The 26,686-nt window shown below is 25.7% G+C and carries 36 protein-coding genes; 2 read left to right on the top strand and 34 right to left on the bottom strand.

Translation table 11 applies throughout. The features are described from left to right. Positions 1–17: 17 nt before the first annotated feature. The 11 genes from I2E83_RS16475 to I2E83_RS16425 form a co-directional block, all read right to left on the bottom strand. Entirely contained in the window at positions 18–842 is an 825-nt protein-coding gene (locus I2E83_RS16475) for a pentapeptide repeat-containing protein (protein WP_195431106.1), read from the bottom strand. An 83-nt stretch (positions 843–925) separates the two neighbouring features. Continuing rightward, complete coding sequence (locus I2E83_RS16470) at positions 926–1,972, bottom strand: DUF4179 domain-containing protein (RefSeq protein ID WP_195431105.1); 1,047 nt, start codon at positions 1,970–1,972, stop codon at positions 926–928. A gap of 14 nt (positions 1,973–1,986) precedes the next feature. Continuing rightward, positions 1,987–2,523 carry a sigma-70 family RNA polymerase sigma factor gene (locus I2E83_RS16465; protein ID WP_195431103.1) on the bottom strand — a complete coding sequence of 179 codons (537 nt, stop codon included), beginning with the start codon at positions 2,521–2,523 and terminating at the stop codon, positions 1,987–1,989. Between the two features lie 170 nt (positions 2,524–2,693). After that, the gene (locus I2E83_RS16460) at positions 2,694–3,518 is read right to left on the bottom strand and encodes a GNAT family N-acetyltransferase (protein ID WP_195431100.1); all 825 of its coding nucleotides are present in this window, start codon (positions 3,516–3,518) and stop codon (positions 2,694–2,696) included. Between the two features lie 34 nt (positions 3,519–3,552). Further along, positions 3,553–4,314, bottom strand: a complete 762-nt coding sequence (locus I2E83_RS16455) for an aminoglycoside adenylyltransferase domain-containing protein (RefSeq protein WP_195431095.1) — start codon at positions 4,312–4,314, stop codon at positions 3,553–3,555. Between the two features lie 75 nt (positions 4,315–4,389). Then, a complete protein-coding gene (locus I2E83_RS16450; RefSeq protein ID WP_195431092.1) occupies positions 4,390–4,905 on the bottom strand; it encodes a GerMN domain-containing protein in 516 nt (171 codons plus the stop codon). A gap of 39 nt (positions 4,906–4,944) precedes the next feature. Next, a complete protein-coding gene (locus I2E83_RS16445) occupies positions 4,945–5,418 on the bottom strand; it encodes a GNAT family N-acetyltransferase (protein WP_195431089.1) in 474 nt (157 codons plus the stop codon). Positions 5,419–5,496: 78 nt separating this feature from the next. Beyond that, positions 5,497–5,895 carry a hypothetical protein gene (locus tag I2E83_RS16440; RefSeq protein ID WP_195431086.1) on the bottom strand — a complete coding sequence of 133 codons (399 nt, stop codon included), beginning with the start codon at positions 5,893–5,895 and terminating at the stop codon, positions 5,497–5,499. A gap of 135 nt (positions 5,896–6,030) precedes the next feature. Next, positions 6,031–6,393, bottom strand: a complete 363-nt coding sequence (locus tag I2E83_RS16435) for a helix-turn-helix domain-containing protein (protein ID WP_195431082.1) — start codon at positions 6,391–6,393, stop codon at positions 6,031–6,033. A gap of 602 nt (positions 6,394–6,995) precedes the next feature. After that, a complete protein-coding gene (locus I2E83_RS16430) occupies positions 6,996–7,808 on the bottom strand; it encodes an alpha/beta hydrolase (protein ID WP_195431079.1) in 813 nt (270 codons plus the stop codon). Between the two features lie 142 nt (positions 7,809–7,950). Beyond that, positions 7,951–8,475 (bottom strand): biotin transporter BioY, encoded by a 525-nt coding sequence (locus tag I2E83_RS16425; RefSeq protein ID WP_195431076.1) that lies wholly within the window; start codon positions 8,473–8,475, stop codon positions 7,951–7,953. Positions 8,476–8,723: 248 nt separating this feature from the next. Between I2E83_RS16425 and I2E83_RS16420 the strand changes: the two genes are divergently transcribed. Beyond that, entirely contained in the window at positions 8,724–9,704 is a 981-nt protein-coding gene (locus I2E83_RS16420) for a biotin--[acetyl-CoA-carboxylase] ligase (RefSeq protein ID WP_195431072.1), read from the top strand. A gap of 212 nt (positions 9,705–9,916) precedes the next feature. On the opposite strand, the gene I2E83_RS16415 is transcribed toward I2E83_RS16420, so the two are convergent. The 20 genes from I2E83_RS16415 to I2E83_RS16325 form a co-directional block, all read right to left on the bottom strand. Continuing rightward, on the bottom strand, positions 9,917–10,435 hold the full coding sequence (locus I2E83_RS16415; protein WP_195431069.1) for a GNAT family N-acetyltransferase: 519 nt from the start codon (positions 10,433–10,435) through the stop codon (positions 9,917–9,919). A 508-nt stretch (positions 10,436–10,943) separates the two neighbouring features. Then, positions 10,944–11,291, bottom strand: coding sequence for a TIGR04076 family protein (locus I2E83_RS16410; protein ID WP_195266915.1), 348 nt, complete (start codon positions 11,289–11,291; stop codon positions 10,944–10,946). A 232-nt stretch (positions 11,292–11,523) separates the two neighbouring features. After that, complete coding sequence (locus I2E83_RS16405) at positions 11,524–11,817, bottom strand: hypothetical protein (RefSeq protein ID WP_195431066.1); 294 nt, start codon at positions 11,815–11,817, stop codon at positions 11,524–11,526. A 47-nt stretch (positions 11,818–11,864) separates the two neighbouring features. Next, positions 11,865–12,896, bottom strand: coding sequence for a serine hydrolase domain-containing protein (locus I2E83_RS16400; RefSeq protein ID WP_195431064.1), 1,032 nt, complete (start codon positions 12,894–12,896; stop codon positions 11,865–11,867). A gap of 71 nt (positions 12,897–12,967) precedes the next feature. Beyond that, on the bottom strand, positions 12,968–13,456 hold the full coding sequence (locus I2E83_RS16395; RefSeq protein WP_195431061.1) for a GNAT family protein: 489 nt from the start codon (positions 13,454–13,456) through the stop codon (positions 12,968–12,970). 430 nt (positions 13,457–13,886) lie between these two features. Continuing rightward, the gene (locus I2E83_RS16390; protein ID WP_195431058.1) at positions 13,887–14,426 is read right to left on the bottom strand and encodes a GNAT family N-acetyltransferase; all 540 of its coding nucleotides are present in this window, start codon (positions 14,424–14,426) and stop codon (positions 13,887–13,889) included. A gap of 352 nt (positions 14,427–14,778) precedes the next feature. Next, the gene (locus I2E83_RS16385) at positions 14,779–15,030 is read right to left on the bottom strand and encodes a kinase to dihydroxyacetone kinase (RefSeq protein ID WP_195431055.1); all 252 of its coding nucleotides are present in this window, start codon (positions 15,028–15,030) and stop codon (positions 14,779–14,781) included. Between the two features lie 198 nt (positions 15,031–15,228). Next, positions 15,229–15,420, bottom strand: a complete 192-nt coding sequence (locus tag I2E83_RS16380; RefSeq protein WP_195431052.1) for a hypothetical protein — start codon at positions 15,418–15,420, stop codon at positions 15,229–15,231. A gap of 147 nt (positions 15,421–15,567) precedes the next feature. Then, positions 15,568–16,038, bottom strand: a complete 471-nt coding sequence (locus tag I2E83_RS16375) for a hypothetical protein (protein WP_195431049.1) — start codon at positions 16,036–16,038, stop codon at positions 15,568–15,570. A gap of 172 nt (positions 16,039–16,210) precedes the next feature. After that, positions 16,211–16,447, bottom strand: a complete 237-nt coding sequence (locus tag I2E83_RS16370; protein WP_195266922.1) for a hypothetical protein — start codon at positions 16,445–16,447, stop codon at positions 16,211–16,213. A 116-nt stretch (positions 16,448–16,563) separates the two neighbouring features. Further along, the gene (locus I2E83_RS18260; RefSeq protein ID WP_347708071.1) at positions 16,564–16,740 is read right to left on the bottom strand and encodes a DUF6199 family natural product biosynthesis protein; all 177 of its coding nucleotides are present in this window, start codon (positions 16,738–16,740) and stop codon (positions 16,564–16,566) included. A 124-nt stretch (positions 16,741–16,864) separates the two neighbouring features. Then, a complete protein-coding gene (locus I2E83_RS16365) occupies positions 16,865–17,398 on the bottom strand; it encodes a GNAT family protein (RefSeq protein WP_195431046.1) in 534 nt (177 codons plus the stop codon). 64 nt (positions 17,399–17,462) lie between these two features. Further along, complete coding sequence (locus tag I2E83_RS16360) at positions 17,463–18,425, bottom strand: alpha/beta hydrolase (protein ID WP_195431043.1); 963 nt, start codon at positions 18,423–18,425, stop codon at positions 17,463–17,465. A gap of 146 nt (positions 18,426–18,571) precedes the next feature. Continuing rightward, positions 18,572–19,072 carry an AAA family ATPase gene (locus I2E83_RS16355; protein ID WP_195431040.1) on the bottom strand — a complete coding sequence of 167 codons (501 nt, stop codon included), beginning with the start codon at positions 19,070–19,072 and terminating at the stop codon, positions 18,572–18,574. Between the two features lie 35 nt (positions 19,073–19,107). Beyond that, positions 19,108–19,539 (bottom strand): VOC family protein, encoded by a 432-nt coding sequence (locus I2E83_RS16350; protein ID WP_195431037.1) that lies wholly within the window; start codon positions 19,537–19,539, stop codon positions 19,108–19,110. A 97-nt stretch (positions 19,540–19,636) separates the two neighbouring features. Continuing rightward, positions 19,637–20,563, bottom strand: coding sequence for a serine hydrolase (locus tag I2E83_RS16345; RefSeq protein ID WP_195431035.1), 927 nt, complete (start codon positions 20,561–20,563; stop codon positions 19,637–19,639). Positions 20,564–20,903: 340 nt separating this feature from the next. Then, positions 20,904–21,734, bottom strand: a complete 831-nt coding sequence (locus I2E83_RS16340) for a nucleotidyltransferase domain-containing protein (RefSeq protein ID WP_195431032.1) — start codon at positions 21,732–21,734, stop codon at positions 20,904–20,906. A 392-nt stretch (positions 21,735–22,126) separates the two neighbouring features. Further along, on the bottom strand, positions 22,127–22,573 hold the full coding sequence (locus I2E83_RS16335; RefSeq protein WP_195431029.1) for a hypothetical protein: 447 nt from the start codon (positions 22,571–22,573) through the stop codon (positions 22,127–22,129). 238 nt (positions 22,574–22,811) lie between these two features. Beyond that, complete coding sequence (locus tag I2E83_RS16330; RefSeq protein WP_195431026.1) at positions 22,812–23,153, bottom strand: hypothetical protein; 342 nt, start codon at positions 23,151–23,153, stop codon at positions 22,812–22,814. Positions 23,154–23,416: 263 nt separating this feature from the next. Further along, the gene (locus I2E83_RS16325; protein WP_195431022.1) at positions 23,417–23,917 is read right to left on the bottom strand and encodes a hypothetical protein; all 501 of its coding nucleotides are present in this window, start codon (positions 23,915–23,917) and stop codon (positions 23,417–23,419) included. A gap of 160 nt (positions 23,918–24,077) precedes the next feature. On the opposite strand from I2E83_RS16325, the gene I2E83_RS16320 reads away from it, so the two are divergent. Then, positions 24,078–24,374 (top strand): YciI family protein, encoded by a 297-nt coding sequence (locus I2E83_RS16320; protein WP_195431019.1) that lies wholly within the window; start codon positions 24,078–24,080, stop codon positions 24,372–24,374. A 133-nt stretch (positions 24,375–24,507) separates the two neighbouring features. Here I2E83_RS16320 and I2E83_RS16315 read toward each other — a convergent pair whose 3' ends face one another. The 3 genes from I2E83_RS16315 to I2E83_RS16305 form a co-directional block, all read right to left on the bottom strand. Further along, positions 24,508–24,939 carry a hypothetical protein gene (locus tag I2E83_RS16315; RefSeq protein WP_195431016.1) on the bottom strand — a complete coding sequence of 144 codons (432 nt, stop codon included), beginning with the start codon at positions 24,937–24,939 and terminating at the stop codon, positions 24,508–24,510. A 344-nt stretch (positions 24,940–25,283) separates the two neighbouring features. Continuing rightward, entirely contained in the window at positions 25,284–25,652 is a 369-nt protein-coding gene (locus tag I2E83_RS16310; protein ID WP_195431013.1) for a hypothetical protein, read from the bottom strand. 225 nt (positions 25,653–25,877) lie between these two features. After that, positions 25,878–26,633, bottom strand: a complete 756-nt coding sequence (locus I2E83_RS16305; RefSeq protein ID WP_195266851.1) for a polysaccharide deacetylase family protein — start codon at positions 26,631–26,633, stop codon at positions 25,878–25,880. Positions 26,634–26,686 lie beyond the last annotated feature (53 nt).

Here is a 26,686-nt window from a genome sequence, read left to right as displayed (position 1 = left end):
TTTGGAAACTTCATTTTCTACCAGTTGCTTGGTTTAGTAATAGATTTAGGTAATCTTGTATTGCTATCACCTTTTGCACTATTAATTTGAGCTTGAGTTATAAAAATACTATTGCTTAAATTAGCTCCACTTAAATCTGCATCTCTTAAATCTGCTCCAATTAAGTCTGTAAAGCTTAAATCTACTCCTCTTAAATTTGCTGCAATTAGAAAAGCCCCACTTAAATTTACTCCTTTTAAATCCTTTTTTCTAAGATCAGAGCCCATAAGATTTAGACCTCCACTTAGAGCTTTTCTACCTTTTAAAGTGTTTTTTCCGTTATTAACTTTTTTCCTTAAGAATTCACTAGTTTGTAAAAGCAAAGTATTAACTCCTACCTTAATTGATATTAAATCTAACTTTAAGATTGATTTTACTTTTAAATGTGTTAAGGTTTCTATTTCATCTATTTTTTTAATTAGCTTGTCTTTATTGATATTGCTATTATATTGTAGCCTAACAGCTTCATTAAGATACCAAAGCATTTCATGTAGTTGCTTCATAATAATAAAAACATCGAACATTTCTTTTGACGAGTCAGGTTTCTCCTTCCAATCATGTCCTGAATAAGTAACTTGAGCTACCTTTTGCCCTGCACCAATGCAATCATATGCTATGCAACCTTTTAAGCCTTTCTTATTAAGATTTTCATGAACTTTGCATTTAAAATCACCTGTTAAATTAATACAAGGTTTACCGGCATCCTTATTAACTGGGAATCCATCCATAGATGAAAAATATAGTGCAACACAACATAATCCAAAGCACTTTTCACAATCAGACTGTAGTTCTTTATAATTCATTTTTATCCATCTCACATTCATAAAATATATTATATAAATTATACCACATGCACATTAATGTTGAATTTTTAAATTTATTTTTATTAATAATCGTCAAAATCTACGGTTACTGTATTTTTACCTCCAACAACTCTTATAGTAAATTTATTTTGAGGTTTATCCTTCATAATATATTGAGAATATCCACTAAAATCCCTAAAATTATAGTTACTTGTACTTTCCTGTAACTTTTCTCCATCATTATCAACAGCATAAAAATATGAACTACTATAATAATCTTCTTTTTCATTTGTTATTATTTCATATCTAAATTTAAATGAAATATCCGATTTACTTACTTCTGTAATTTTAACAATATCTCCATTTGGCATTTCAATACTATTATTTTCACTTAACTCTACTTTTTTTATTGACTTTTTAATCTCATCTGCACCAATACTAAAATTAAAATTCCAATTACCTTCTATAGGATATACTGTGCCTGAATTTAGCTCCATTTCATTTGGAACAAAATCATAAAACTTATATTTCATTTTTATATCTAAAGGATTATCTAAATTTATATAATTAAAAGAATAGACGCTAATCTTATTAAGAATATCATCAGAAACATTATATAAATCTGAATATGCCTGTTTAGAAATTTTTCCATTTATATTTACTTCAACATCTGTTTCTTGTGATCTTGTATATCTTTCCTTATTTTTAAATAAAAGACCATCTTCTTCAGTTAATTTAGAGTAGTCTAAAGTTTCATTAATAATTATTAGATCTTCATCAACTATAATTTCATTTACTGTTATACTAATGTTTTTATCTGTAACTGTTGTACCTATTGGAGTAATGTACTCACTAAAATTTCTATTGATTTCTTTGCTAAAATACTGCATTAAGTTTTTGGATATATTTTCTATACCTGCACTAACTACATCGTTGTTTAAAAGAATAGAGAAAATAAATATTCCTGCTAATGTAGCTACAAGTGGCTTATAATTATATTTTCTTTTTTTATTAATCTTACTGCTTAATCGTTTTTTAATAATATTAATTTCATCTTCATTCAAGCAAAACTCTTCATATTCATCTAAATTCATTTCAACCTTATTAAATTTATCATAAATATTTTTCATAAATTCACCTCAATTCAATATATCTCTTTTAATATTTTTCTAAGCTTTTTTCTACCTCTTGATAGTTGATTATAAACTTGATGTTTTGCCAAATTCATTTCTTCTGAAATTTCATCTACCTTTTTATTTTCTATATAGTATTTAGTAAAAATATTTTTATCATTTTCTTTCAAATTATTTAATATTGAATGCACCTCTTCCTTAAATTCTTTTAAAATAATATCTTCTACTAAATTACTTTTATCTGAAATAACAATATTATCAATATCCTCAAAACTATTTAGCTTTAAATACTTACGCTTATAATCAATTGCTTTAAATTTTGAAATAACTGCTATCCAATTCTTAAATGAACCTTTGCAATCAAAAGAACTAATATTATCCCAAATTGAAAGTAATATATCATCTATACATTCATCTTCATAGTAGCTTATATTCTTAAGATGCTTATGAACTATCCCCTTGATTAATCCACCGTGCTCTTTTAATAACAATTCCAATCCTTCTTCATTTTTTCTTTTGATATATTTAATTATTAGTGAATCATCCATTAAATCACTCCCTTCTGTAAAGCCTTATACTATATATAACGTATATCAAACAGACTATTTGTCACTTTTCTAATATATAAATAAAAAAGATTGCTAAAGGCAACCTTTTAATTTCTTAATTATATAGCTTATAAATTATTGATATGTCTAATTTTTTTCATTTATTATGTTTACGATATAAATTCAAATAAGTAATCATCTTGCTTAATAAATCCCAAAGACTCGTAAGTCTTTCTTGCAATAATATTTAATGATGAAGTTTGTATTACTGGTGTCTTATTAGCAGTAATAGTATTATCTATCATATATCCCATTAGTTTTTTACCAAAACCTTTTCCTCTATAATTAGGGTCAATATAGACTGTTGTAATATCAATATAATTTTTACTTTCTCCACTATATCTAGACATACCTATTGGTTGTCCCTTATATTCGATAAAATATACTCCTACCTTTATATCTTCAATTAACTTTCTTTTATCAGTTATGTCTGCAATCTCCTGCTCATTTGTAGGTTCAAAAAAGCCAATCATAAATTCACTAATTTTACTCATATCATCTTGTTCACAAGTCGCTTGTCTAAATTTAATATCTGGGATTACAGTCTGTTTAAAATATGTGCTTATATCGAATCTATAATAGATATTTAAAGCAGATATCACATCTTTACCAACATAGGCTAATATTTTAGATACATCTTTACTCTTTCCAGCCAATAGAATTCTTTTATAGTTTAATATTTCAAGTTGCTTTGCAATTTCATTATAACCAGTTTCACTTCTTGTACAAAAGCTTGTAAAATAAGAATTACCATCAAATTTTATATAAAGTATACTATTAATTTCATCATCTGACTCTTCGATATACAGTTCTCCAATATCTTCAATTTGATTTTCTATAATATTAATTAGGAATATATTGAACAATTCATCTTCATATAGAAAATCTAATATTTTCCTCTTAAATTCATCATTTATATGTGTAACATATCTCATTAATTTTACTCCTTTAATTCCTAATTTAATTCTACTAAGCACTATAATGATTTATCTCATTAAGCATATACTCACAAAATGTGTTAGCTTCCTCTTCTTCTACTTTCATTATTTCCTTTGTCTTATAACTATATAAAGCATCATTTATAATTTTATGATAGTCTCTATCTAAATTAGAAATTCCCCATTCTCCACCTTGCTTTTTCGAAAGAATTAAGTTATCTCTAACATAAGCTAATACTCTACATAAGTTTAAAATGATATACATAGGATTATCATAAATTTCAGATTTAGCATCATATATGTCGTTTTTGATACTATCTAAATAATCTTCTTTAGGAACATCTAAAAACACATCATTTATAGGCAATCCATATAAAACTATTCCTGCTTTTTTTATTATAGTAAAATGTGCAGCTAAATCTTTATCAAATCCAATCATTTTCTTACAATAATCTTTTGAATCATTATTATACCAATCAACATGCCTGTTAGAAAAATGTAACTCAAATGGAGTTGGATATATAAAATTAGTACAATACTCTTTTAAAACTATACTCATCTCCAATCCTTTTGGTGGAGCTTGTTTATTTAAATCTATAGTAATATCCATAATTTTCAGCTTTATATCTTCTGTCAATGGCTTATTAACTACAACTATATAGTCAATATCACTTTTATCAAAGTTAAAGCAATTTAATACAATTGATCCGTGTACATAAATACCAACTAAATTATCTCTTAATATATTTTTATACTCTTTAGAAATACACTTTAAAACTTCTTCATAATTCATGCTTTTTACCTTCCATGCAAATATTTTTAAAACAGATGTTTACCTTGCAAAAAATCAAATATAATTTATAGCTATTTACTTGTTTTCTTTAATCAAATCCATATTTAACTCTATTATATTCCTTGTATCAATACCATATAATATATCTCCTATATCACCTTCAAGTTTGACCTTTTTAATACCAAATGTTTCATTTAAAACTAATGTAGCCGTTATTGAATAGATAATATGCCTTGTTACTGTGCTTGATCCATAATTTCCATGTTTAGAAAAAGGAACACTTTCATGTATATTAACATAAGCAACGCCGTCTTTAACTACTATATCTACCACTTCTAATTCTTTTGGTAATAAACTTTTCAGTTCTTTACCTTTAGGACCTTCTATCAAAGCTTGTATTGCTTTTTGTGGAGTAACATCTTCAATGCTTCTTTTTTCTTCAACAAGATATTCTGCATTTTCATCTGAAAAATAAAGCTTTATCAATTCCTCATTTTTAGATATTGTTTCAGCTGCTGTTTTATTTGAGCAAGAAACAAGTAATCCCATACAAAAGACTAGTGAAATAATACATAATACTATTTTTTTCATTTTTAAATCCCTCCACTTTATCTCTAAAAAATCTATATTTTATCTAAACTTTTCCAACCTATAATACCCTTCCCCATCTAGTTCATTTACTCCATTTTTATAGTCATACCCCATCTTTTTGTAAAACTCACATGCAGTAATCGATGCTGGTATTTCTACTCTTATTGCTCTTAAAAAATATTCATCTTTTTCTAATGTTTCAATTATTAATTTGCCTATGCCTTTCCCTTGTAATTCAGGTACAACAAATATAGCCAATAATATACTTTCATCCTCACTTCCCCAAAAACTTGATATAGCTCCACATCCAACAACATTATCATCTATACATGCAACATACATATGAGCATAACTTGCTATATTTAATATCTTTTCACTATTATAAAGCTTAACTAAAGATTCCATTTCTTCTTTGGGATAATCCTTTATATTTACTTCTAAAAAATTTCTACAAATTATCTTTGATACAATATCTGAATCATTATTATCAAATCTTCTTATTTTTAAACTCACATCTTAGTCCTCTTTTTAAATTTATATTTTAAATAATCATTTTTCTTAATATTAAATTTTATGAAAGCCTTAGAAGATTTAATTATCCCATTCTTGATTTAATTCGATAGTTTCTTCATTATTATTCCATTTCATAACTATTGCTAACTTGTCTTTATTTTTGTACTTTGATAGTTTATAATCATGCTCCTTTTCTAAAGAAAACCCACCTACTTTATTTAATACTTCCCCATATTCCATATATCCACCGCTAGTATTGCCTGATAAATCTTCAATAGTAAATTCTACATCCATAGGAGGCTTTTCTATTCCAGTATATTTTATATTAACTTTGCATTTATTATTATCATAATTTATAGTTGCTTCCCAACTTTGACTAGATCCTTGGAATGATAATTCACCTATAGATTTGCTTTCACATCCAATTGTAATAGCACCAAATATTATTGCTATAATAATAAATATAAGCTTTTTCATATTTATCTCCTTTATAATATAAGATTACTAATTTATAACTACTTTCTAATATTACTCTTTGCAAACTGAAATTAGACTAATTCATTATTCAGGAAGCACTTTTTTAGTTACGTAATTTCAATAATATAATTAGTATTACATCTTAAATTTTGATGTTTCAACCCACTTATCTAATGCATTTTTACTAAATATAAAATCATCTCCTATCTTTACATAGGGTATATTGGCTTCCTCTTTATTTATTGCTTGCATTAATCTTTCTTCAGTAATACCTAAATAAGTAGCTGCATCAGATAATCTTAAAACCTCTTTTTTATCTAAATTATTATTTATATTTTCTTCATTAATTACATTACTATAATTAAATAATCCTTGGCTTATCCCCTCTCCAACAAACCTCCCATTATTTTCTATGCTATTAGCTATTATTGAAGTACTAATAATAAGTGAAATCGCTAAGCTAAAAATTGAAATTGGTAGTAATTTTTCTTTTGACATTTTTATACCTCCATTTAATAATAAATAAACTTTAATTATCCAATAAATTCACGCTCTCAATTTTTTCAATTCGTATTATTTTACTTTTATTATCACCACTCTTATTAATAAATGAGAACCGCATCAATTCCAAAGATATCCCCTTGTCTTATTTAATAAACTACTACATTGATTTTTGCTGTGAATGCAGATTTTATATGTCCAATCCTTAATAGCTTAGACCTTAATGCAGTATATAAATTATAATGTAATATAATAATCAAAAAACATGCACTTATTGCAATTAAAGTACCTATAAACACTTTCTTAAGTTTTGCTTAACCTATAATCAACTTTATTTAATTTATAAATATAAAAAAGATTATTAGCCATTATTTGGTTTATATGTAAATGATATCACAATTCCTTTGTGCTTTACTAGTAATTTAAATAAACTTTATTTATGAAATCTTCTATATAGCACAATAAACATATTGATTTAGATTTTTTAGGTAGCATATCTTGATTTTATCATAAAAAAATACCGTATTTTTGAACAATACGGTATCTTAACAATCATTCTCATTCATTATATTTTAATAATAAATTCTATGTTGAAAAATTTATTCTTCTATAAACTTTATTAATTCTTCATTAAACTTATCTCGTTGATCATAAAATGACGCATGACCACTATACTTAAATGGTATTAGCTTTGAATTTTTAATACTTTGATTTTGTACTTCACCCAGTTCAAAGGGAACAACTTTATCATGAATACCATGTATTATTAAAGTTGGAACACTTATTGTTCCTAAATCTGAAAATAGCACTTCATCTATCCATGTATTTGCAATAGCTGCAGTTGCCCACCCTGCTGCCTGTAATCCTAATTGAAAGAACCAATCAGATAATGGTTGTGATATATTTTGAAAGAAAAATATATCTCCAAAGTCTCTCAGCATTTTAGGACGATCAGTATTTGTTCCTTGAATAATTTTGATTATATCTTCTTTTTCTGCTCCATATGGAAAATTGGGACGCTTGATAAGACTCGGTGCTGCTGCTGCAAAAAGTGCAAGCTTGGATACTCCACGTCCTTTATGACGACTCATATATCTAATTGCTATGGCTCCCCCGGTTGAATGTCCTGCCAATGTAAAATCTTTTAATTTTAATGATTCAACCACACATCTAACATCATCTGATAATCTATTGTAGTCATATCCTTCATAAGGCTTACTTGAATCACCAAATCCTCTAGTATCTATTCCGATACATCTATATCCCATTTTAGGTAAATTATCAAATTGATACTCAAATAGTTTATGACTTGCAGGCCAACCATGTAAAAATAATATTGTCTTATTTCCGCATGGATTAATATCCTCTACATAAATTGTTACATTAGGTTCTACTCTAACATAGTACCCCACATATATACCTCCATAAAAATTTTCTTTCTTAAATAGGTTATTCGTATGTACATTAATTTATGAATTGTACATCTAGTTTTTTTGATACCATGTTATTTAATTCTAAAATAATAAGTTTTAATATTTCACAATAATTTCAACTTTAAAACTTTAACATTCTGTTTAATTTTATAGCCAAGTATGAACTTAAAATACATTTAAAAATATCTCCAATTATAAATGGAAATACTGCTAAGGATAATGCAGACATAATACTTATTTTTTGTATTAAACTCATATATATTGATCCAAAACCATACAACACAATCATTCCAATAAATATTGTTACAAAAACATATCTTTTAAAGCTATTGCTTTTACCCTTTAAATAGCTCATCAATGGAGCTATAACTAAAAATCCTAATATAAATCCACCTGTTGGTCCAAATAATCTTCCAAATCCACTTGTTCCTCCTGAAAAAACAGGTAGTCCAAAAGCGCCTAAAAATATATATAATAGAGCAACTATAAATGATTGCTTAGGCGTAAGTATTAATGCTACTAAATTAATTGCAATTGTTTGTGCAGTTATCATTGTAGGTGTAAATGGCAGTGGAAAAGAAATATATGATGATATACAAATTATTGCTATGCAAATTGACATTTTGGTTAATTCTTTTATTTTCATATTAATCCCCCAGTCTTTATTGATTCTATGAAATCACATCCGATATAATATATTGTTTAACTTTTTATTTCTTTTGCTACTTATTTTAGTTAATGATTTTGCAAAATCTTTTATAAAATAATCTAACATATTTTATATAATACTTTTTATTTTTACAACAGTCAACCATTTTAATATTTTAAGGTGACAATAATTGTGTTATAATATATTTATAAGATAACAATACTGAAAATAAAATAGGTGAAAACATGAGTGTAAAAGATAAAACTTTAAGCGTACTTGAAAATAATAAAGGAAATTATATATCTGGTGCTGATCTTGCCAAAGAACTTTCAGTAAGTAGAAATGCCATTTGGAAAGCAATTAAATCATTACAAAATGAAGGTTATAATATTTATGCTGTAACTAATAAAGGCTATTGCCTTTCTACTGATACAGACATTTTATCGTCACAAAGCATTTCTAAATACTTGAATAAAAAAGATAATAATTTTAATATTAATGTTTATAAGACAATTAGTTCAACTAATAGTACAATAAAGGAACTTGCAATTAATGGTGAGAAAGAAGGTACTGTAATTATTTCAGAAGAACAAACTGAAGGACGAGGAAGATTTGGTAGGAAGTTTCACTCTCCTAAAGGTACAGGAATTTATATGAGCATTCTTTTACGACCACAAATGCATGCTTCAAAGGCATTTCTTATTACTGCTGCTACTGCTGTTGCTGTTGCTGAAGCTATAGAAGCTATTTCTGATAAGGAAGCTAAAATAAAATGGGTTAATGATATATATTGTGATAATAAAAAGGTATGTGGAATATTAACAGAAGCATCTTTTGATTTTGAAAGCGGTATAATTGATTATGCGGTTTTAGGTATTGGTATTAATGTAATAATACCAAAAGAAGGCTTCACTGAAGAAATTAAAGATATTGCAACTGGAATTTTTGAAGATAACTCTTCTGCATCTATTGACATTAGAAGTAAACTTATAGCTGAAGTTTTAGAAGGCTTTTGGATCTACTACAAACATATAGAAGATAAATCCTTCCTAGAACCTTATAAAAGAAGATCTATATTAATTAATAAAGAAGTAAGTATACTATCTAGTAAATCTTCAGAAAAAGCTACAGTTCTTGAAATTGATGATGAATGTAGACTTAAAGTTAAAATGGAAGATGGATCTATTAGGTTATTATCTTCTGGTGAGGTAAGCATTAGAATGTAAGGATCTATTGCAGAAAATCATACAATGTAAAATGTAGAATGTATAATTTAAAATTAAGGTGGTATTTCATACTGAAACACTTAAAATTATATTATTTAAAAACTACTTTCAGTAGTTTTCACCTTAATTCTACATTCTAAATTTTACATTTTTAATTATGCAATAGCTCCTTTATAATCATTAAATAATATATCTAATTTAATTAATAATATTTATAATACTAACTTCATTAAATTATCTGTTTGTTCATCATCACCAAGTTTGAAAACATGTGTATCAAATTTTACAAATCCCTGTTTTTCATAAAATTTTATAGCACTTATGTTGTTTTCCCATACACCTAACCAAATATAACTTAAGTTATTCTCTTTTCCAATTTCTATAGCTTTTTGCATTAACATTTTACCTATGCTCTTACCCTTATATCCTTGTAGAACATAAATCCTTTGAACTTCTAATGTATTATCATGACCTTTTTCTGTTTGTGCATTATCAAAATTAACTTTCATATATGCAACTACACCTTTATCATCTTCTACAATATAAAATTTTGAGTAATTATTTTTTACTTCACTCTCTACTTTTTCGTATGAAAAATTTTCTTTTAAATAATTTTCCATATCTTCTTTTGTATTCTCATTAGCAAATGTTTCATAGAATGTTTTTCCACTTATGTTTTTAATTTTTTCTACCTCTTTTAAACTACATTCTTTAACTAAAAATTTTCCCATAAACTGCATTCCTTTCATTTGTAATTCTTTAGATTGTTTAATATAAAATAAAAAACGTTATAACTTCATATCTTCTATGGCCTAATGATATGATGCATAACGTTAATTTATTTACCCGGCGGCAAATTTTATATTTATCTCACTATTTTTGCACAATTATAACACAAAATAATATTATTTTCAACATACCCATAATAAAATATCTTAACACTAAGAAAAACTATTTATTTTTTATAAGCCTTATATTAATTTATTTTTATGCTTTTGTACTATTTTCGTTATTTAACCTTACATTTTATATCATAGCTTTTATAAGCATATTTGGCATTATTTCTAAATTACGCACTAAAAAATACCGCATATCCATTTTGAATTATACGGCATTTTCATTAATTTAATATTTAATTTTATATTAGTAATATTTATAAATTAGTTATTTAATTTAATAGATAAACTGAAATTTATATATTTCAGCCTATTTTCAAACTAAACACAATAAAAACTAAAATCAATCGAAAAACTTCCCCTTGTAAAAATTCTCATTTCCAAGTTTCTTTGCTGTCAATCTGAACATAACGCAACCATCTGGACACACAATATCCTTGGTATATTTTCCATTGCCACCGATGTTCTCTAAATCTCCACCACTTCTGACAGCCTCCATAATTGGAAACATAATAATCATTACTTTGGAGCAAATCCCCTGCCCCTCTGTATTTACAGGACAGCCATAAGTACAGGTATACTTATCTCCGACTTCCTCACCATTTCGGCAATACCGCTCTGTGTGGTCGCTACGAAGAAATCCTGTTACCTCAATCTCAAATTCATATTCCTCATCATACCATTTTTTCATGGTTACCCTCCAAATTCTAATTTATCGAGTAGTTTAATATTCAACTAACTCATATAATTCAATTATATATCAAATAAACAATAATTCTTATATGTTTTAATGCCCAACTATTCAACTTTCAAAGATCAATTTAGTTCGCAATAATCTCAAATTTTTAACTAACTAAAAATCTATTATTTTATATCATGTAATTTAAAATAATAGCGTTTTAGAATAGAAATTTATATTGATTTTAAAATATACTAAAAAATGCACTATTTATAGATAATGTAACTATTAATACTGTAAAACATATAGCTAATCCAACTCCAAGATTAGATCCAAAATTATTTTTAAATTTACGCCCTATAACTATAGATATTAAAAATAATATTATTGAAACTATCATTGTTGGAAATGATACTCCAATTGCATGAAGTATTTCTTCACCTATAGAATTACTTCCTAAATAAGTGAATGAAAAGGCTATTCCAGATATGCTCAATATTAATGATATAGTACCTATACCTACTCTTTTAATACTCATAATTTCATATTCCTTTTAAATATAATTATTTATTTAACTCAATATAATCACTTCTCTGCATTATCAATAATTGATTCAACAAACATTGATATATCATAAGGTCCAAATTCTTTGTTTGATAAAGATGTAACTTCTATTTTAGTATCTGGGTAAAATGACGACATAAAAGCTACACCTGGATCACTACCAGTAATATAATATTTTAGTATCTTATCTTCCCTTTTTATAATCCATACTCCATACCCATAATAAACATCATTATGGACATGTACATGTGGTGTTAATAATTTCTTTGTTGTTTCTTCACTTAAAACATTGAATGATAATAATCCGTCCCATAATTTGCTTATATCCTCTGCCGTTACAAATATTCCTCCATCTCCTCCACCTATAACTGGTATTGAATATATATTAGTTTTATATTTTCCATCCTTATTCTTAATATATCCATATGCACAGTTTTTAGGTAAAATATCAAGAGAATAATAACCTGAATCAACCATATTAAGTGCATCTAAAACATTCTCTTTAATGAATTCTATAAATCTATTTTTAGTTAAATTTTCTATTACTAGAGCCAATACTATAAAGGCTGCATTGTTATAATGAAACTTTTCTCCCGGATTAAACATCATAGCTGAATTTTTAAACATTGGAATAAAATCTTTAGGTTCTCTAAGAAGATACATAGGAGTTTTTTTCCACAGCTCATCAAAATTACTTATTGTATTTTCATCAAAATAATCTGGGATTCCTGAAGTGTGTGTTAGTAAGTGATGTATAGTTACTCCTTTATCGAAATATTGTAGTTCTAAATCTAAGCAATCTTTTAATAATGTATCAAAAGTTATTACTTTACTATCAATTAATTTACATATACCTATTGCTGTAAATAGTTTAGCTCCAGATGCTATTCCAAAGCGTGTATCAATTGTATTTTCAATATTATTACTTATATCAGCAAAACCAAATGATTTTTTTAAAAGTATATTTTTATTTTCTTTAATTGATACAACTCCTGAATAGTCATTAATCTCATTTATTTTTTCTAAAATCCCATTTATATCTTTATCTCTCATTACCTCAACCTCTCAGTTTTACTATATTAGTTATACTATAAATAATAATTAAAACTTAACCACTAAATTTATTACTCATTTAAGATCATAACATCAAATTCAATTGCATTAATATGAGAAATTCTCATAAAAGAATAGACTTTTCTAAATCCTACTCTTTCATATACTTTTATTGCACGTTTATTGAAACTTGCTACTGTTAAACGAAATTCTTTCACATTAAATTCCTCTCTAGCAAAATCTAATCCTATTTTTAAAAATTCTTTTCCAAGTCCTTGTCCACAAAATTCTGGATTTATTCCTAACCCTATATCCATTATACTTTTATTATTGTAAACACCGTATTTATGGCCAATTGGAACTTGAGCAGATCTACCAAAGCAATAGTATCCAACTATACTATTTTTCATATCTACTGCTGAATAATAATCCCCATTAAGAAGTTCCCTTATACAGTTATTATTTCCATCCAAACTATAAATTGAGTAAGGTTCTTTATAAATCCATTTAGAAATTTTTCTTGCTTCATTATCAGTAACCTGCTTTATTATTATATTCATATATAATCACCACTTAAAAATTTTATAAAACCCTCTCTTATATACTCAAATCTTTTTACAATATGAATTTTATTTAATGGTTTTCTTTGCTCATCAAACAAGTCCCATAGCCCCATTAGTTACTCCTACAAATCTACCATTATTATAGTTACTTTAAATAATTATTTAGTAACTACAAAAGTACCCTGATGAAAAATCATCTTCCAAATTCCATCAATATATCTCCATACTGAGCTACGAATTGATGATGTTTCAGCAATTGATTTTCTAGTTTAAAAATTAAATCTTCAATACTATTCATATTATAAATATCCAACTTTCCATTTAATCTTTAATTTTTTATAATAAATTATAGCTATAGATTTAAAAGAAGAAAGTACAATTTAATTTTATTTACTTATTTTTAATGTTTCAAAGATATGATAAAAGGTTAAGCAAAATATTCTGATTTAAAAATACTGTAATAAAGTATATTAACCTCTTTATTATTTAAAAATTTTAATTTTTCTCTTCTAGTGAACCTATATTTAAATCCACACTTTTCATTTACTCTTTTAGAGTTGTTATTAAAATCAAAATGACCACACCAAATTAAATCTAAATTTAATTCGTTAAATCCATAATTAAGCAAACAATTTACAGCTTCAGGTACATAGCCATTCCCCCAATATTTAGGATTCAAAACGTATCCTATTTCTCTTTGTGATAAATTATTCAAATTAATATCAGGCTTTCTCCTATGCAATCCAATGCTACCAATAACTTTATCTTCAGATTTTAAGACTATAGCATAAGTATCATTATTACGTATGAACATTTTTATTTTTTCTTTACTTTCATTTTCATCTTTATGAGGTGACCACCCCGCATTTGGACCTACTAAATTACTTTTTGCGTATTCATATAAATCCTTACTATCACTTTCCTGCCATTGTCTTAATATCAGTCTATTGCTTGTTATTTTTTTCATTTAACATTCCCCTTTTACCAATGCATTAATACAATTATAAACTAATTAACCATATAATTACATATATTTCTTTATAATAACTATTAAATTTTCGATAAACTATTTTAATAATTATCTATAACTAATTTAAAATTATTTTTCTTATATTTAATAGATTTCTTATATATCCTCTTATATTTGATAGATTCTTATATAATTTGAAAATTTATATTTCAATAAAAAATACCGCATATTCACTTTTGAATAATACGGCATTTCATAAAATAATATTTAAATTTACTTCTTAGTTCATTAAAATCAATTATATAAAACTTTATTTTTTTAATTATATAATTTATTGTTTTTTTATCATCTAACCTTGTAATCCATTTTCTTGACGTTCCATATTTTCAATAACAACATCATATATATCCCCTAATGAAGCAGCATATTCAAGTACTTTCCATGGAGTATTAGTATGAAAATGAATCTTTATTAAGTCTTCATCACCAACTGCAAGTAAACAGTCACCTTCAATATTTTTAGTTATATATTCATTTATTTCATCTTCAGAAAGATCATGCCCTTCAATTAATAACTGAGTATCAAATTTATATTCAAGCATATTTTATTCTCCTTTTAAACTTCAAATTCAATTTATATATTAGATAGGTAAAAATTTTACCTTATCCTATTATGGATAGATTATAACATATTTTTCAAAATATATACACTTAAAAGAGTATCAATACTATATTTATTAATTAACCTATAAATATAATTTCAATGAATAAACTAGTTACATTGAATAATTTAAATCATACTACTTTTTTTCATTTAACTTTTTCTCATATTGGATTAGAGTTACTTCAATTACTATTACTAATACCCATAATATAAATTTCAATATACTATGCTCCATATAGAAATTAATTATATATAGTAGAAAAATAGCAAGTACTAAGGCTAATATTGTAATTTTATATTTTTTAAATTTATTAAATAATTTACTCATAAACCTCTCCTAATTTAAATTTTACAATTCTACTACATATGAATTGTAAAATATTTTCCAAACACAATTTATTCAATAAAAAGCTACTTTTATTATTTAATTGCTGATATAATATTAAAGCGAATAATAAGCTGAAATTTCTTTATTCTATTTTATCTCTTTTAAGTGCTGAAGATGTATTCCTATATGACCAATTCCAAGCATTATTACAGATATAATCATCCAAATTACTTTTCCATATATGCCAAGTAGCAAAAATGCAATAACAGGAAGCGTTGCTCCAGGAACAGGAATACCACAAAAACTACGATAGAAAACCATTAAAGTATGCTCTCCTGTGAAATACCTAACCCAATATATTTCATATAGAATCATCAAAATTAATGATATAATCAGCCATAAACTCCACAAAGAAAATGTAGTAATATTGAAATCTGAAAAAATTAAAGCACAACCTGTCACCGCTACTTGTCCAACTCGCTCAAATATTAACAATATTTTATTTTCATTGCTATAATCATAATTTTCTGGCTGATGCTTTGTCCATATAATATTAGGTATAAATAGCATCAACAAATAAATTAATCCTACATATGAAAACCCTAAATGTCCTAACATAGAATTTCCTCCAAAATTCAATTTATATATTCAACCTAATTATACCATTTCATCAAATATATTCCATATACTATTTATATGCTGTAAATAAAATTTACTTATCAGTTTCCATTAATACACAAATCAAACACCCTATATTATTTTAAGTAACATTGATAGTATTTAAAGTAATTTAAATTTGCTTCTTGTTATCAATTGCGTCTTTAACTTCATTTAATTTTTTAATAATTATGCATGTACATACTACAATAACTCCACATAATGTCATTAATCCTGTATATGTAAACATATGATAAGATATAGTAACAGCATCTCCTACAAATATAAATTGTCCTATAATTTGCATTATAAACATATTAAATATATAAAATAATACAACTGCCCCTATTCCTTTTAAAATAGTATTCATTCAAATTCCCCCTTAATTATAAAATATTCAATCTAACTTTATATCTATTATCTTTATACATTACGCTTCATTTTAAAAATTATTTTTTATATTATCAATATTATAGAACTATGTATTTATATCCAATTAGGAACTGTAAACCAAATTATCACCAATATAATTACACTGCTTATTCTATTTACAATAAGATAAGAATCACTTGGTTCTACATCTTTATATTTCCATCCCTCTGACATTTTCCATGATAATCTAGGATTAAATATATTAATTAGTAGCATAATACTAGCAATTATTTTTATAAAAATAATTTTCTCCTTTTTACTTAAAAATCAATTTAAACTTACTTTTCTCATTAAAAATTCTTATATATCCAACACTTATTTTATATTTAACTGTATTACTAATTTTAAAATAATATTATTTTAAATTTCTATATTCATCTTCAATAATACTCATATTAATCAAAGACCAATATTGTCCATTTATTTTTCTACATTCTCTAAAGGTTCCTTCAATGATAAAGCCAGCTTTTTTATAACAAGCTATTGCAGCCTCATTAAAATCAAATACTCCTAAATCTACCCTATGTAAATTTAATTTATTAAAAGCAATGTCCAAAACAGCGTTAATCATTTGAAGTCCTATTCCCTTATTTCTATATTCCTCTTCACCTATAAGAACTCTTCCTATTCTAGCAGACATATTTACTCTATCTATTCCCAATAACTGAATATGACCAACTACTCTATTACTTTCATTTATCTTAGCACTAAACATTAAATTTAAAGGAGTCTCTTTTAACATAATATCTGTATCATTTTTAAGTTGTTTTTCTAATAATTCAAATGAATATGATGGACCTGCCCATTGAAGCAAGAATTCTTTATTAGGAATCCAAGAAATTAACTGAAGAATTTCCTCATATTTAAATCTTTCAAGTTTTATTTTCATATTTCTCACCTTCATTTATATAATCATTATCATTTCAATATTATTGGTGGTATCACTTGATATTTTATTCACTATTTAAGTTCTCAATAAACTTCTTCGATTCCTTTGCTATTTTTTCGTACTCAATATCATGAACGTAATGAGAACAATCTAAATAAATTAATTTGCCCTTTTTAAGATTTCCTATAGTATTTTTGCTAAAACTTTTCCATTCATCTTCATTCCATCCAGTTCCTTGTCCATTAGATACAAATGCTAATATTGGAGTATTAGGTAATGTATTTTTAGATACTTTAATTGCACTTTCCTTTATTTCTTTAGCTTCAGCTATCATTGTATCTGTAGCAGTTCTTCTATAAAAAATAATTTTGTATAATTGTTTTTCATCATCCGTTAATGTTCCATATTTTATAGCATCACTTTCTGATAAACCAGGTATTAATCTTGTAAGTCCAAGTTTAGCTGCAAAATTTCCTAATTTTATCATAGGCATATTAATTTTATATCCATTATAAGAATCTGGAACTGCCATATCTAGTCCTACAATTCCTTTTATTTCATCCAGATATTTTTGAGACCAATGTAACGCTTCAATACCAGACATTGAATGTGGAAATAAAATAAATGGCCCTTTGATTTTAGCCTTAGCCAATGTCTCTCTTGTTTCATTTAATACAGTATCAATATCTCTATTAGTATCAACAACATCACTAAAACCATATCCTGCTTTTTCTACTACTACAATCTTATAATCATCACTTAATAATGAGTATAAAGATTTAAAATCTAGAACTGGAGAGCTTGTACCTCCACCAGACATAAAGACTAATGGAATGTCGCCCTTTCCTTCACTATATACGTGTATTTTATGACCATTTACTTCTATCATACTTCCATTTGGAACAAATAATTTATCCTCTTTTGTTAATTTAATTTTATGATTTATGTAACTAATAATCATAAGTAAAAACACAACCACAACAAAAGCTTTGATTATATGCTTACTAATCTTAAATATACTCTTCATTTATTCTCCTCATAATATATACTTTTTAAGCTAATACACTACTCATAATATAAGAAGTTTTTAAGTAAATAAAGACGATTATTTTTCTTATACACTTTTTATACCTTCTTATCAAACACAAATATGCAAATTTTGCTTCATCCTCACTATATTAAGCTAATGAATTTGCCATCTAATTCTTTAACACTTCTTATCCAAATTAACTTATCTTCATAAGATAATAGTATATTTTCGTATTTATCTCTTTTCATTTCAAAATTCTTTGTCCACATAAACATATTTTTTAACATTTCTAAGGTAGGCTTGTAATTACATTTTTCTATTCCAAGCCTTTGCTTAAAAAAGCGTGTAATTATTCTTACCCTTCTAATATGTAATGGAGTATCTAGGAAAATAATTTTATCTGACATATCAAATAAACATTTTTGACTTTCTCTATAAGTTCCTTCAATTATCCACTGACCTTTTTTGTCAATTTCTAAAATTCTATTTAATTGCTCAGAATCTGAGCGTTTATATCTCTCTTCCCCTTCTCCTCCCCATGCTATGCTATCACCTTCATAACAAGGGATATTGTATTTTAAAGACAATTTTCTTGAAAGTGTTGTTTTTCCACTTGCAACTATACCAAAAATCAATATTTTCATATGTTCTCCAATCACACTAAATCCAAATATATAGCTTATAAAATAAGTAACCCATTTTCATCGTACTTAAAATTAGGTCCCCATGCAACTTCCCAATAATAACCATCAAGATCAGCAAAATACGCATGATATCCACCCCAAAATACATCTTGAGGTTCTTTAGCTATAGTTGCTCCAGCATTCCTAGCTAACTCAATAACTTTATCAACATCTTCCTTAAACTCCACATTATATGCTAATGTAACACCTGAAAACCCATTATTTATTTTAGGAGGATTTTCTTCATTTATATCTTCAGCCAATAAATCTAAAGGATAAAGTTCAAATTTTGTTCCTGCTGTATCAAAGAACACTACTTTTGGATTATTTTCCTTTTCATCAGTTTTAAATCCAAGTCCATCTCTATAGAACTTTATAGATCTTTCCATACTTCTTACCCCTAAACAAATACATGTGATTTTATTCATTCTTAATTCTCCTTTTACACAATATTGTTTATAATTTCACTTAATTAAAGCTTATTCAAAGTTAAATTTACATAACAAGTTTTAAATTTAAAAATAATTATAGTTTATCTATTAAAGTATTCCATGTAAGTTCTAGAACTCCTGTCATATTCTTGGGCTCATTTGAAACATAAGTTACAACTGCATTCTTATCTGGCAAAATCACTACATAATTACCATATAATCCATCCATACGATATGAACCATTATATGAATTCATCCAAATTTGATAACCATACCCCTGAAGATGATCTGCAGTAGCAAAATGTGCATTAAAATCATTCGTTTTTATTTGAACAGATGTTGCCTCTTCTATATAACTTGAAGGAATAAGTTGCTTACCATTCAAAACTCCTTTATCAAGTATTAATTGCCCAAATCTAGATAGCTCATCTGCCGTTAAATATAGTCCAGAGAATCCTTGTGGAATCCCTTTTGGACATTTATCCCACTTAGGTTTTGGTATTTCTAAATATTTAAATACTTTTTCATTTAAATATTCATCTAAGTCACTTCCTGTTGTAAGACTTATAATCTTTGAAAGCATGTAAGTTGCTGAATTATCGTATGTGAAATGGGTGCCTGGCTTAAATAATATAGGTTCATCGAAAAATAATTGAGATATATCCCATTTCCTACCACTATTCCAATCAGCCTGCATTACTGGACACTCTGCATGTCCACTCCCCATACAAAGCAAATCATGAATAGTCATTTCTCTTAAATAATTATTTATACGTATACTTTTAATATCAGGGAAAAAATCTATAACACGATCCGTAATTTCAAAATATCCTTCATTGATTGCAATTCCTACAGCCATTGATGTAAATGTTTTACTTACAGAATATAAAAGGGTTGGTTTTTCTTCTTCAAAATCAAATTTTGCAATTATATTACCATTTTGCCTAACAACAATATTAAGTACATGAAGATTTTGATCTTTCACTGATAATATTAAATCATTCAATATTTCATTACTCATTTCACCTTTCTCCATTCATAATATATTTTTTATTCATTGTATAGCCATCATTAAAAGCACTACGAATACTGATAATCTATCATAACCATATAGAACTATTAGTTAATTATAGCATATTTATCCAAATAAGATTATTCAATTTGTTCTAAAAAATTTATTAATTACTTTGTATAAATTCAAGTTGATTTTATATTTGAATTTATAATTAAAAAATACCGTATATTCTTTTTTCCAATAATACGGCATTTCGATTTAATTCCAAAGAAGAAATTATCTTTAATACGCTTCTTCTAATCTAAACTTACTTTTCATTTATTTATAATTTATATTCTATAACTATCTAACATAAATCTTTTGTTTCATTAACAAGATCTTCAAGTATCTCTAATCCTCTTCTTGTATTATTCTCATTAGAAGAAAGTAAAGTAATAACCTCATCTATTCTTTTCTTATAATCTACTGGTTTAATTTTAAAAGTATCTATCATTTTTACAGCTTTTTTCTCATTGATACAATATTCATTATTTAAAGCAAACAAAACTTGATTTAATGAAGAAATACTTCTAAAACAATGTCCACAAACATATGAAATATCATCCTTATCTATATTTGATTTAGTAAACATCAAAGAAAAAGATGCTTCAAACATATAGCAACCAATTATTGCATTCTTTAAATTTTCTGGATATGGTATAGTTTTTGCTTTTAGTTCTGATATTTTGTTTTTAGGATCATCTAATACTTTGCAAATTGCTACTTCTCCCATATACATAGCATTTAAATAGGCATGTGGATGTCCTGTCTGATAATTTGATGAAATCTTTCCATTTAAACAATCATTAATTACTTTAGATACACGATTTATATCACGAAATATGAAATCTACATGGTATCCTTGAATTATTAACCATCCTCCAGCATTTACCCATGGTCCCCACTCTCCTAATGAACTAACTAAATTTTTTCTATGTTCATCATCTAGTTTTGTAGCAATTTTATCAATTTCATTTACATTAAATCTCTCTGATTCATCATAGTATATTCCAATATCAATATCAGAATCTTGGTGATTTGTACCTCTTGCCCTTGAACCTCCTAGAACTACCCCTACAACACCAGGAATATTTTTTAGCTCGGTAGTTATGTTATTTAGAATTTTTTCGATAACCATATAATCATTTCCCCCCTTATATATGCACATTTAATTATCAAATTAACGAATTTCTATTTATTGATTATGATTCATACAATCATTGGTTAATTATAGTATTATTCAATTTCAAAAACAAATTTAATTAATTTATTTGAACTAAATTCAAGTTACTCTTATATTTTTACTACATTTATCACAAACCCATTTAGCATTAAATGTTTTCCAGCTAAGCAAAAACCACGAAATCATAATATAGAATATTAAACATAAAACTTCTAAAAAGAAATTTTTTATATGAATTAAACCAGACATAATAAATAATGTTATAAAATAAATATACAATCTTATAGAATTACTTATATCCCCCCTTAGCTTTCTATTTTTTATTTTTAATGATTCTAAAAAATATTTTAAAATCCACCAGCAATTATACCAAATCTAAAAATCATAAATGTCATAATTAATATATTAATTACATACCCAATTATTAAAGCTATCCATTTTTTATAATTCATTTTTCCTTCTATACTCCTATATGTAAAAAATCCAATTATAATTATTATTCCAAGCAATATTAAAATATAAAACATATCAAATTTAAAACTCTCTGATGTTATAACATTTAAGAATTCTAAACTTGTAGCTCTATAAATACTATTTATCATGTTATATGTCATATCTGCTATTGGCACAACAATCCCTTGAGTAATAAAAATCATAATAATAATTTTCCATATCTGTTTTTTCTCAATAAAAAATGATAATGCAATTTGAGCAGTCATTGCAATTAAACAATATTTAATATATCCTGAATACATAAAATACCCCAAAAATAACATTGCAAAAACTACTTCCATATGCAAATCCTCCTAAATAGTCTTTACGCTCCTAATTAAAATTCTAATTCACTTATAGTATATTTTGTAAATATCGTATTATTAGATTTTTAAAGAGCAAACTTTCTTAATTAGTTCTTAATTATTATAAATTGCATTATTATATTCAAATTGTACACTAAAAATACCATACACTCTTTTTAATAATACTGTATTTTTCTAATTTATTATTTAGTTTTATCTTCGTAACATATTTTAACTATTCATTTAGCCTTATGCTATTTTTAGTTTTTTTCATTAATATACTAATAATTACGTAATACATAAAGATAACTATTCCAACAATTGAACTAAACCATTTCACATAATCATAATATCCTATAATGCAAAGCAACACAGTTAATACAATTAACGCTCCAAAACCACTTCGTTGTATAAATTTTTTCTTACTAACAATTCCCATTCCTACAATACCTAACAATATTGTAATTGGAATATGTATCATCCAAATCATGCCTGCCACCTTTGAATGTATAGCTAATAACAGTAATAATTCAATCCCTAATGGAATAAATGCTAATATTTTTAATAAAGATTTCATATTATTCCTCCTTCCTTCTTTTTTCACTTGACTAGCTTGACTATACTATTACGAGTTAATTACAAAATATTTTGTAATTACCGTACTTTTCCTTCGTCTACATTATCACTGTAATATTTTATATAATCATTACTAAATACAGGATTAAATTCACGAATATTAATAATGATTCGCTTTTTAGGGTTGTAGATAATTCAACTATATTATAAAAATTCTCTTAATAAGTTACTATACATTTCTCTTTTATACTGATAAGATAACAGCTATTCTACTATTACCCTAAATATACTTGATGTATAATTCCCTTCACTCCAATATCCATTAACTTCATAAATATATTCTCCTTTTTTATCTGGTAAGGTTATATTATTTATTGTTTTTGAAGAATCAAATTTTATAGTTTTAGCATTCATAGAATCGCCAACAACCCATGACCTTAAAATTATTTCAGGAGGAGCTGACTTAAAAGTAACTTCAACTTCGCTATTAGGATTTGCAGAAAACCTTGAAACTTCCATTCCAGCATCATATGATGGACCTACTAAATAACTACTTCCTGCTTTTTGTCCTTTTGGTAAACTTCCAGACCATGTATGTTCTCCAATACTTGTAGGAACAGTTTTCCCATTGTATTTTATAGTTACAGATGGCCTTTTCATAGGTATATCACTTGTTATTTTTGCATAAGCATAGCTAGATATTATCCATACTATAAATATACAAATAAATAATTTTACTAAGAACTTTCTACTTTTTAAATTCAATATGATCACCACTTTTTTTATTTTAAGAGTTATGGATTAAAAATATTTTTATTAATAAATAACCTAATCAAAAATTTATTTTAGTAAATAATAATTCTTTATTAATTACTAATATGATATAATATACTTAATATATTTTATATAAAGGAGGATAATAAAAATGAAATATTTTATTATTGAAGGTAAATTAAACAGTTCCGTTGAAATAGATGAAAGTGTTATGAATAAACATATAGCTTATTCTCAAAAAGCAATAGAAAAAGGTGTAACTTTAATAACAGGACTTAAAGAAGATATGAGTGGCGGAGTTTTAATTATGAAAGCAAATTCACTTGAGGAAATAGAAAATTACTTAAATTCTGATCCACTTAAAACTGCTGGTTCTCAAGAATATCGTATTCTAGAATTTACACCTCATTATACTCTTCCTCAAACTAATGAATGGTTTGAAAGATAATTTTCTTATAAATTTAAATAAACAACTGATAATATTAAGATATTAGTACATTTTTAAGGAAACCTAGGGATTTCCTTAAAAATGTTCATGATTTACAAGTATTATTAATTAAATTACTAAACATTTATATTTATTATAAATCATGACTATCCATATCTATATCAAATATATACATATATGATTCGCCATCATCAATATATTTATCTTCTCCATGTCCAAAGTTATATCCTATTAATGTCAAATTCAACACTTTCTCATTTCCGATATTAGATATTTTAAATTTAAAAATTGCATCACCAGAATATAATTTATCTCCTCTTATTTTATATGAAGAAACTCCATCCTTGCCATCACTTCTATATTCCTTAATTGATGTTTCTGAAATATCCATATAGTCCTTTGAATTTAGTTTTTCTGCTATATTTATCTCTGAACTTATATTACTACCAGTATATAAATGCCATCTTCCTTGTAACTTTGCTGGAGATAAATAACTTCTAAAAAAGTACACTAACACGCAGCATGTTACTAATAAATAAAGGCTTCTTCTTAAATTCTTTACCATATAACTCCCTCTTTTAAAATTTATTCATCATATAATTTCTCTATCTTATTTATATAATTGCTACCTAATCCATTTAAATACCTATCAATAGGTAACCTCTTCATTCTCTAATACATAATATAAAACTATAAACTTCTTTCAAAAAATCTAAGTTTCTTCTCCAAAAAAGAAATCTATCAATTAAAATTATATATATTTTACATTTTAAGTTAATTATAGCATATTTCGTAAGCACATTGTTGATTGATTTCCATTATAATTCTTAAATATTAATTATATTTTGTTATATATTCTTAGTTTTTCGTCTACTTCTCACTTTAATCAACTAACAAGTAAGATAGAGCTTATCTAGTTTGCTTTGAAATTTCGTTTTCTATGAAATCTTTAGAAATATACATTGATTTTATGATAGGTACGAATCGCCTATATTGAGTAGTTCCTTTGTCATACTTGCTTTGAGCTTTTTCTGTTTTATTTATAATCGAAATCACGGGTGGTAATGCTTTTTCTAAATCAAACAAAGTATATTGATCCTTATTACAATCATCTTCTATCAAAGCCTTTGAAATACATAATGCCTTAATTCTATTGGTTAAAAGAGAATGCTGGGACGTACCTTCTGCAAATTTTAACTGCATCTTCTTACAATTACTGATAGTAGAAGATATTAACTTTAAAGCATCCTCTAATTCCTTTTGTAAATAAATTTCCATATATTACTTCACCTCAAATTCTAACTTATATAATTTTAAGTTAATACTATTATAAATAGATTATATCATAATTTAAAATACCTTTTTTATTCAACAAAAAACAAATCTTCTGAACTGGTTCATAATAATTTGAAATCACTCATTATAGTTTAATTGAACACAAAAAATACCGTATATTTTTTTAGAATAGTACGGTATTCTAATGCTTTACTAATATATTTATAATCATGATATTCTAAAATACATTTCTGGTGTATCTTCATTAATAGTTTTAAATTCATATCCTTGATCTTTATAATAATCTATTATATTAGTGAGTGCCTCGCAAGTATTTTTATTCATATCTGTACAATGCATAAGTAAATTTATAGTTTTCAAATCTTTACTTCCTTTAATTGCATTCCTATATAGTGCATCTTTCGATTGTTTTGGATTTAAACCATCAGAGTTGTCTAGATTCCAATCATAAACTTTAAGATTATTTTCATGTAATCTATTTAAAAGATTTTTATTTAAATGTTTGTAACTACCTCCTGGAAATCTAATTATATTAGGTGAAACACCTACTACCCTATTTATCTCATTTCTACAATCAATCATTTCTTTCATAAATCTATCTTCATTACAATAAATACAATTATATTTATGAGTAAATGTATGTAACCCTATGCTATGTCCTTCATCATTCATTCTTTTTAATACATCTTCCCTATCCTGAATTTGATTACCAATTACGAAAAATGTTGCTTTTACCTCTTTTTCTTCTAATACATCTAAAATTTTGCCTGTAACTGTATAACTAGGTCCATCATCAAAAGTTAGATATATAACCTTCTTTTTATTACTAACATCATTTTCATTTACTTCACTTTCTTCTATTAATGAATTTACAGAGATACTTCTCATATCTATTTTAAACATAAAGCTTAAAATAACTGCACTTACTAAGATAGCTAGAAAAATCTTTACTTTATATCTCATATTCATTTTCTCCTTTTTGATTTATTAATTAGTCTATTATAAGACTCATTATA

It is taken from the genome of Clostridium sp. D46t1_190503_E9, from assembly GCF_015555225.1.
Taxonomy (GTDB): domain Bacteria; phylum Bacillota; class Clostridia; order Clostridiales; family Clostridiaceae; genus Clostridium.
Note: the sequence above shows the minus strand (reverse complement) of the source record. Positions and strands in the feature narration are given on the sequence as shown.

Bases quoted from the DNA above. Each gene is read 5' to 3' on its own strand.
- I2E83_RS16475 (WP_195431106.1), bottom strand. From the start codon at position 842: ATGAATTATAAAGAACTACAGTCTGATTGTGAAAAGTGCTTTGGATTA.
- I2E83_RS16470 (WP_195431105.1), bottom strand. From the start codon at position 1,972: ATGAAAAATATTTATGATAAATTTAATAAGGTTGAAATGAATTTAGAT.
- I2E83_RS16465 (WP_195431103.1), bottom strand. From the start codon at position 2,523: ATGGATGATTCACTAATAATTAAATATATCAAAAGAAAAAATGAAGAA.
- I2E83_RS16460 (WP_195431100.1), bottom strand. From the start codon at position 3,518: ATGAGATATGTTACACATATAAATGATGAATTTAAGAGGAAAATATTA.
- I2E83_RS16455 (WP_195431095.1), bottom strand. From the start codon at position 4,314: ATGAATTATGAAGAAGTTTTAAAGTGTATTTCTAAAGAGTATAAAAAT.
- I2E83_RS16450 (WP_195431092.1), bottom strand. From the start codon at position 4,905: ATGAAAAAAATAGTATTATGTATTATTTCACTAGTCTTTTGTATGGGA.
- I2E83_RS16440 (WP_195431086.1), bottom strand. From the start codon at position 5,895: ATGAAAAAGCTTATATTTATTATTATAGCAATAATATTTGGTGCTATT.
- I2E83_RS16435 (WP_195431082.1), bottom strand. From the start codon at position 6,393: ATGTCAAAAGAAAAATTACTACCAATTTCAATTTTTAGCTTAGCGATT.
- I2E83_RS16425 (WP_195431076.1), bottom strand. From the start codon at position 8,475: ATGAAAATAAAAGAATTAACCAAAATGTCAATTTGCATAGCAATAATT.
- I2E83_RS16420 (WP_195431072.1), top strand. From the start codon at position 8,724: ATGAGTGTAAAAGATAAAACTTTAAGCGTACTTGAAAATAATAAAGGA.
- I2E83_RS16415 (WP_195431069.1), bottom strand. From the start codon at position 10,435: ATGGGAAAATTTTTAGTTAAAGAATGTAGTTTAAAAGAGGTAGAAAAA.
- I2E83_RS16410 (WP_195266915.1), bottom strand. From the start codon at position 11,291: ATGAAAAAATGGTATGATGAGGAATATGAATTTGAGATTGAGGTAACA.
- I2E83_RS16405 (WP_195431066.1), bottom strand. From the start codon at position 11,817: ATGAGTATTAAAAGAGTAGGTATAGGTACTATATCATTAATATTGAGC.
- I2E83_RS16400 (WP_195431064.1), bottom strand. From the start codon at position 12,896: ATGAGAGATAAAGATATAAATGGGATTTTAGAAAAAATAAATGAGATT.
- I2E83_RS16395 (WP_195431061.1), bottom strand. From the start codon at position 13,456: ATGAATATAATAATAAAGCAGGTTACTGATAATGAAGCAAGAAAAATT.
- I2E83_RS16390 (WP_195431058.1), bottom strand. From the start codon at position 14,426: ATGAAAAAAATAACAAGCAATAGACTGATATTAAGACAATGGCAGGAA.
- I2E83_RS16385 (WP_195431055.1), bottom strand. From the start codon at position 15,030: ATGCTTGAATATAAATTTGATACTCAGTTATTAATTGAAGGGCATGAT.
- I2E83_RS16380 (WP_195431052.1), bottom strand. From the start codon at position 15,420: ATGAGTAAATTATTTAATAAATTTAAAAAATATAAAATTACAATATTA.
- I2E83_RS16375 (WP_195431049.1), bottom strand. From the start codon at position 16,038: ATGTTAGGACATTTAGGGTTTTCATATGTAGGATTAATTTATTTGTTG.
- I2E83_RS16370 (WP_195266922.1), bottom strand. From the start codon at position 16,447: ATGAATACTATTTTAAAAGGAATAGGGGCAGTTGTATTATTTTATATA.
- I2E83_RS16365 (WP_195431046.1), bottom strand. From the start codon at position 17,398: ATGAAAATAAAACTTGAAAGATTTAAATATGAGGAAATTCTTCAGTTA.
- I2E83_RS16360 (WP_195431043.1), bottom strand. From the start codon at position 18,425: ATGAAGAGTATATTTAAGATTAGTAAGCATATAATCAAAGCTTTTGTT.
- I2E83_RS16355 (WP_195431040.1), bottom strand. From the start codon at position 19,072: ATGAAAATATTGATTTTTGGTATAGTTGCAAGTGGAAAAACAACACTT.
- I2E83_RS16350 (WP_195431037.1), bottom strand. From the start codon at position 19,539: ATGAATAAAATCACATGTATTTGTTTAGGGGTAAGAAGTATGGAAAGA.
- I2E83_RS16345 (WP_195431035.1), bottom strand. From the start codon at position 20,563: ATGAGTAATGAAATATTGAATGATTTAATATTATCAGTGAAAGATCAA.
- I2E83_RS16340 (WP_195431032.1), bottom strand. From the start codon at position 21,734: ATGGTTATCGAAAAAATTCTAAATAACATAACTACCGAGCTAAAAAAT.
- I2E83_RS16335 (WP_195431029.1), bottom strand. From the start codon at position 22,573: ATGGAAGTAGTTTTTGCAATGTTATTTTTGGGGTATTTTATGTATTCA.
- I2E83_RS16330 (WP_195431026.1), bottom strand. From the start codon at position 23,153: ATGAAATCTTTATTAAAAATATTAGCATTTATTCCATTAGGGATTGAA.
- I2E83_RS16320 (WP_195431019.1), top strand. From the start codon at position 24,078: ATGAAATATTTTATTATTGAAGGTAAATTAAACAGTTCCGTTGAAATA.
- I2E83_RS16315 (WP_195431016.1), bottom strand. From the start codon at position 24,939: ATGGTAAAGAATTTAAGAAGAAGCCTTTATTTATTAGTAACATGCTGC.
- I2E83_RS16310 (WP_195431013.1), bottom strand. From the start codon at position 25,652: ATGGAAATTTATTTACAAAAGGAATTAGAGGATGCTTTAAAGTTAATA.
- I2E83_RS16305 (WP_195266851.1), bottom strand. From the start codon at position 26,633: ATGAGATATAAAGTAAAGATTTTTCTAGCTATCTTAGTAAGTGCAGTT.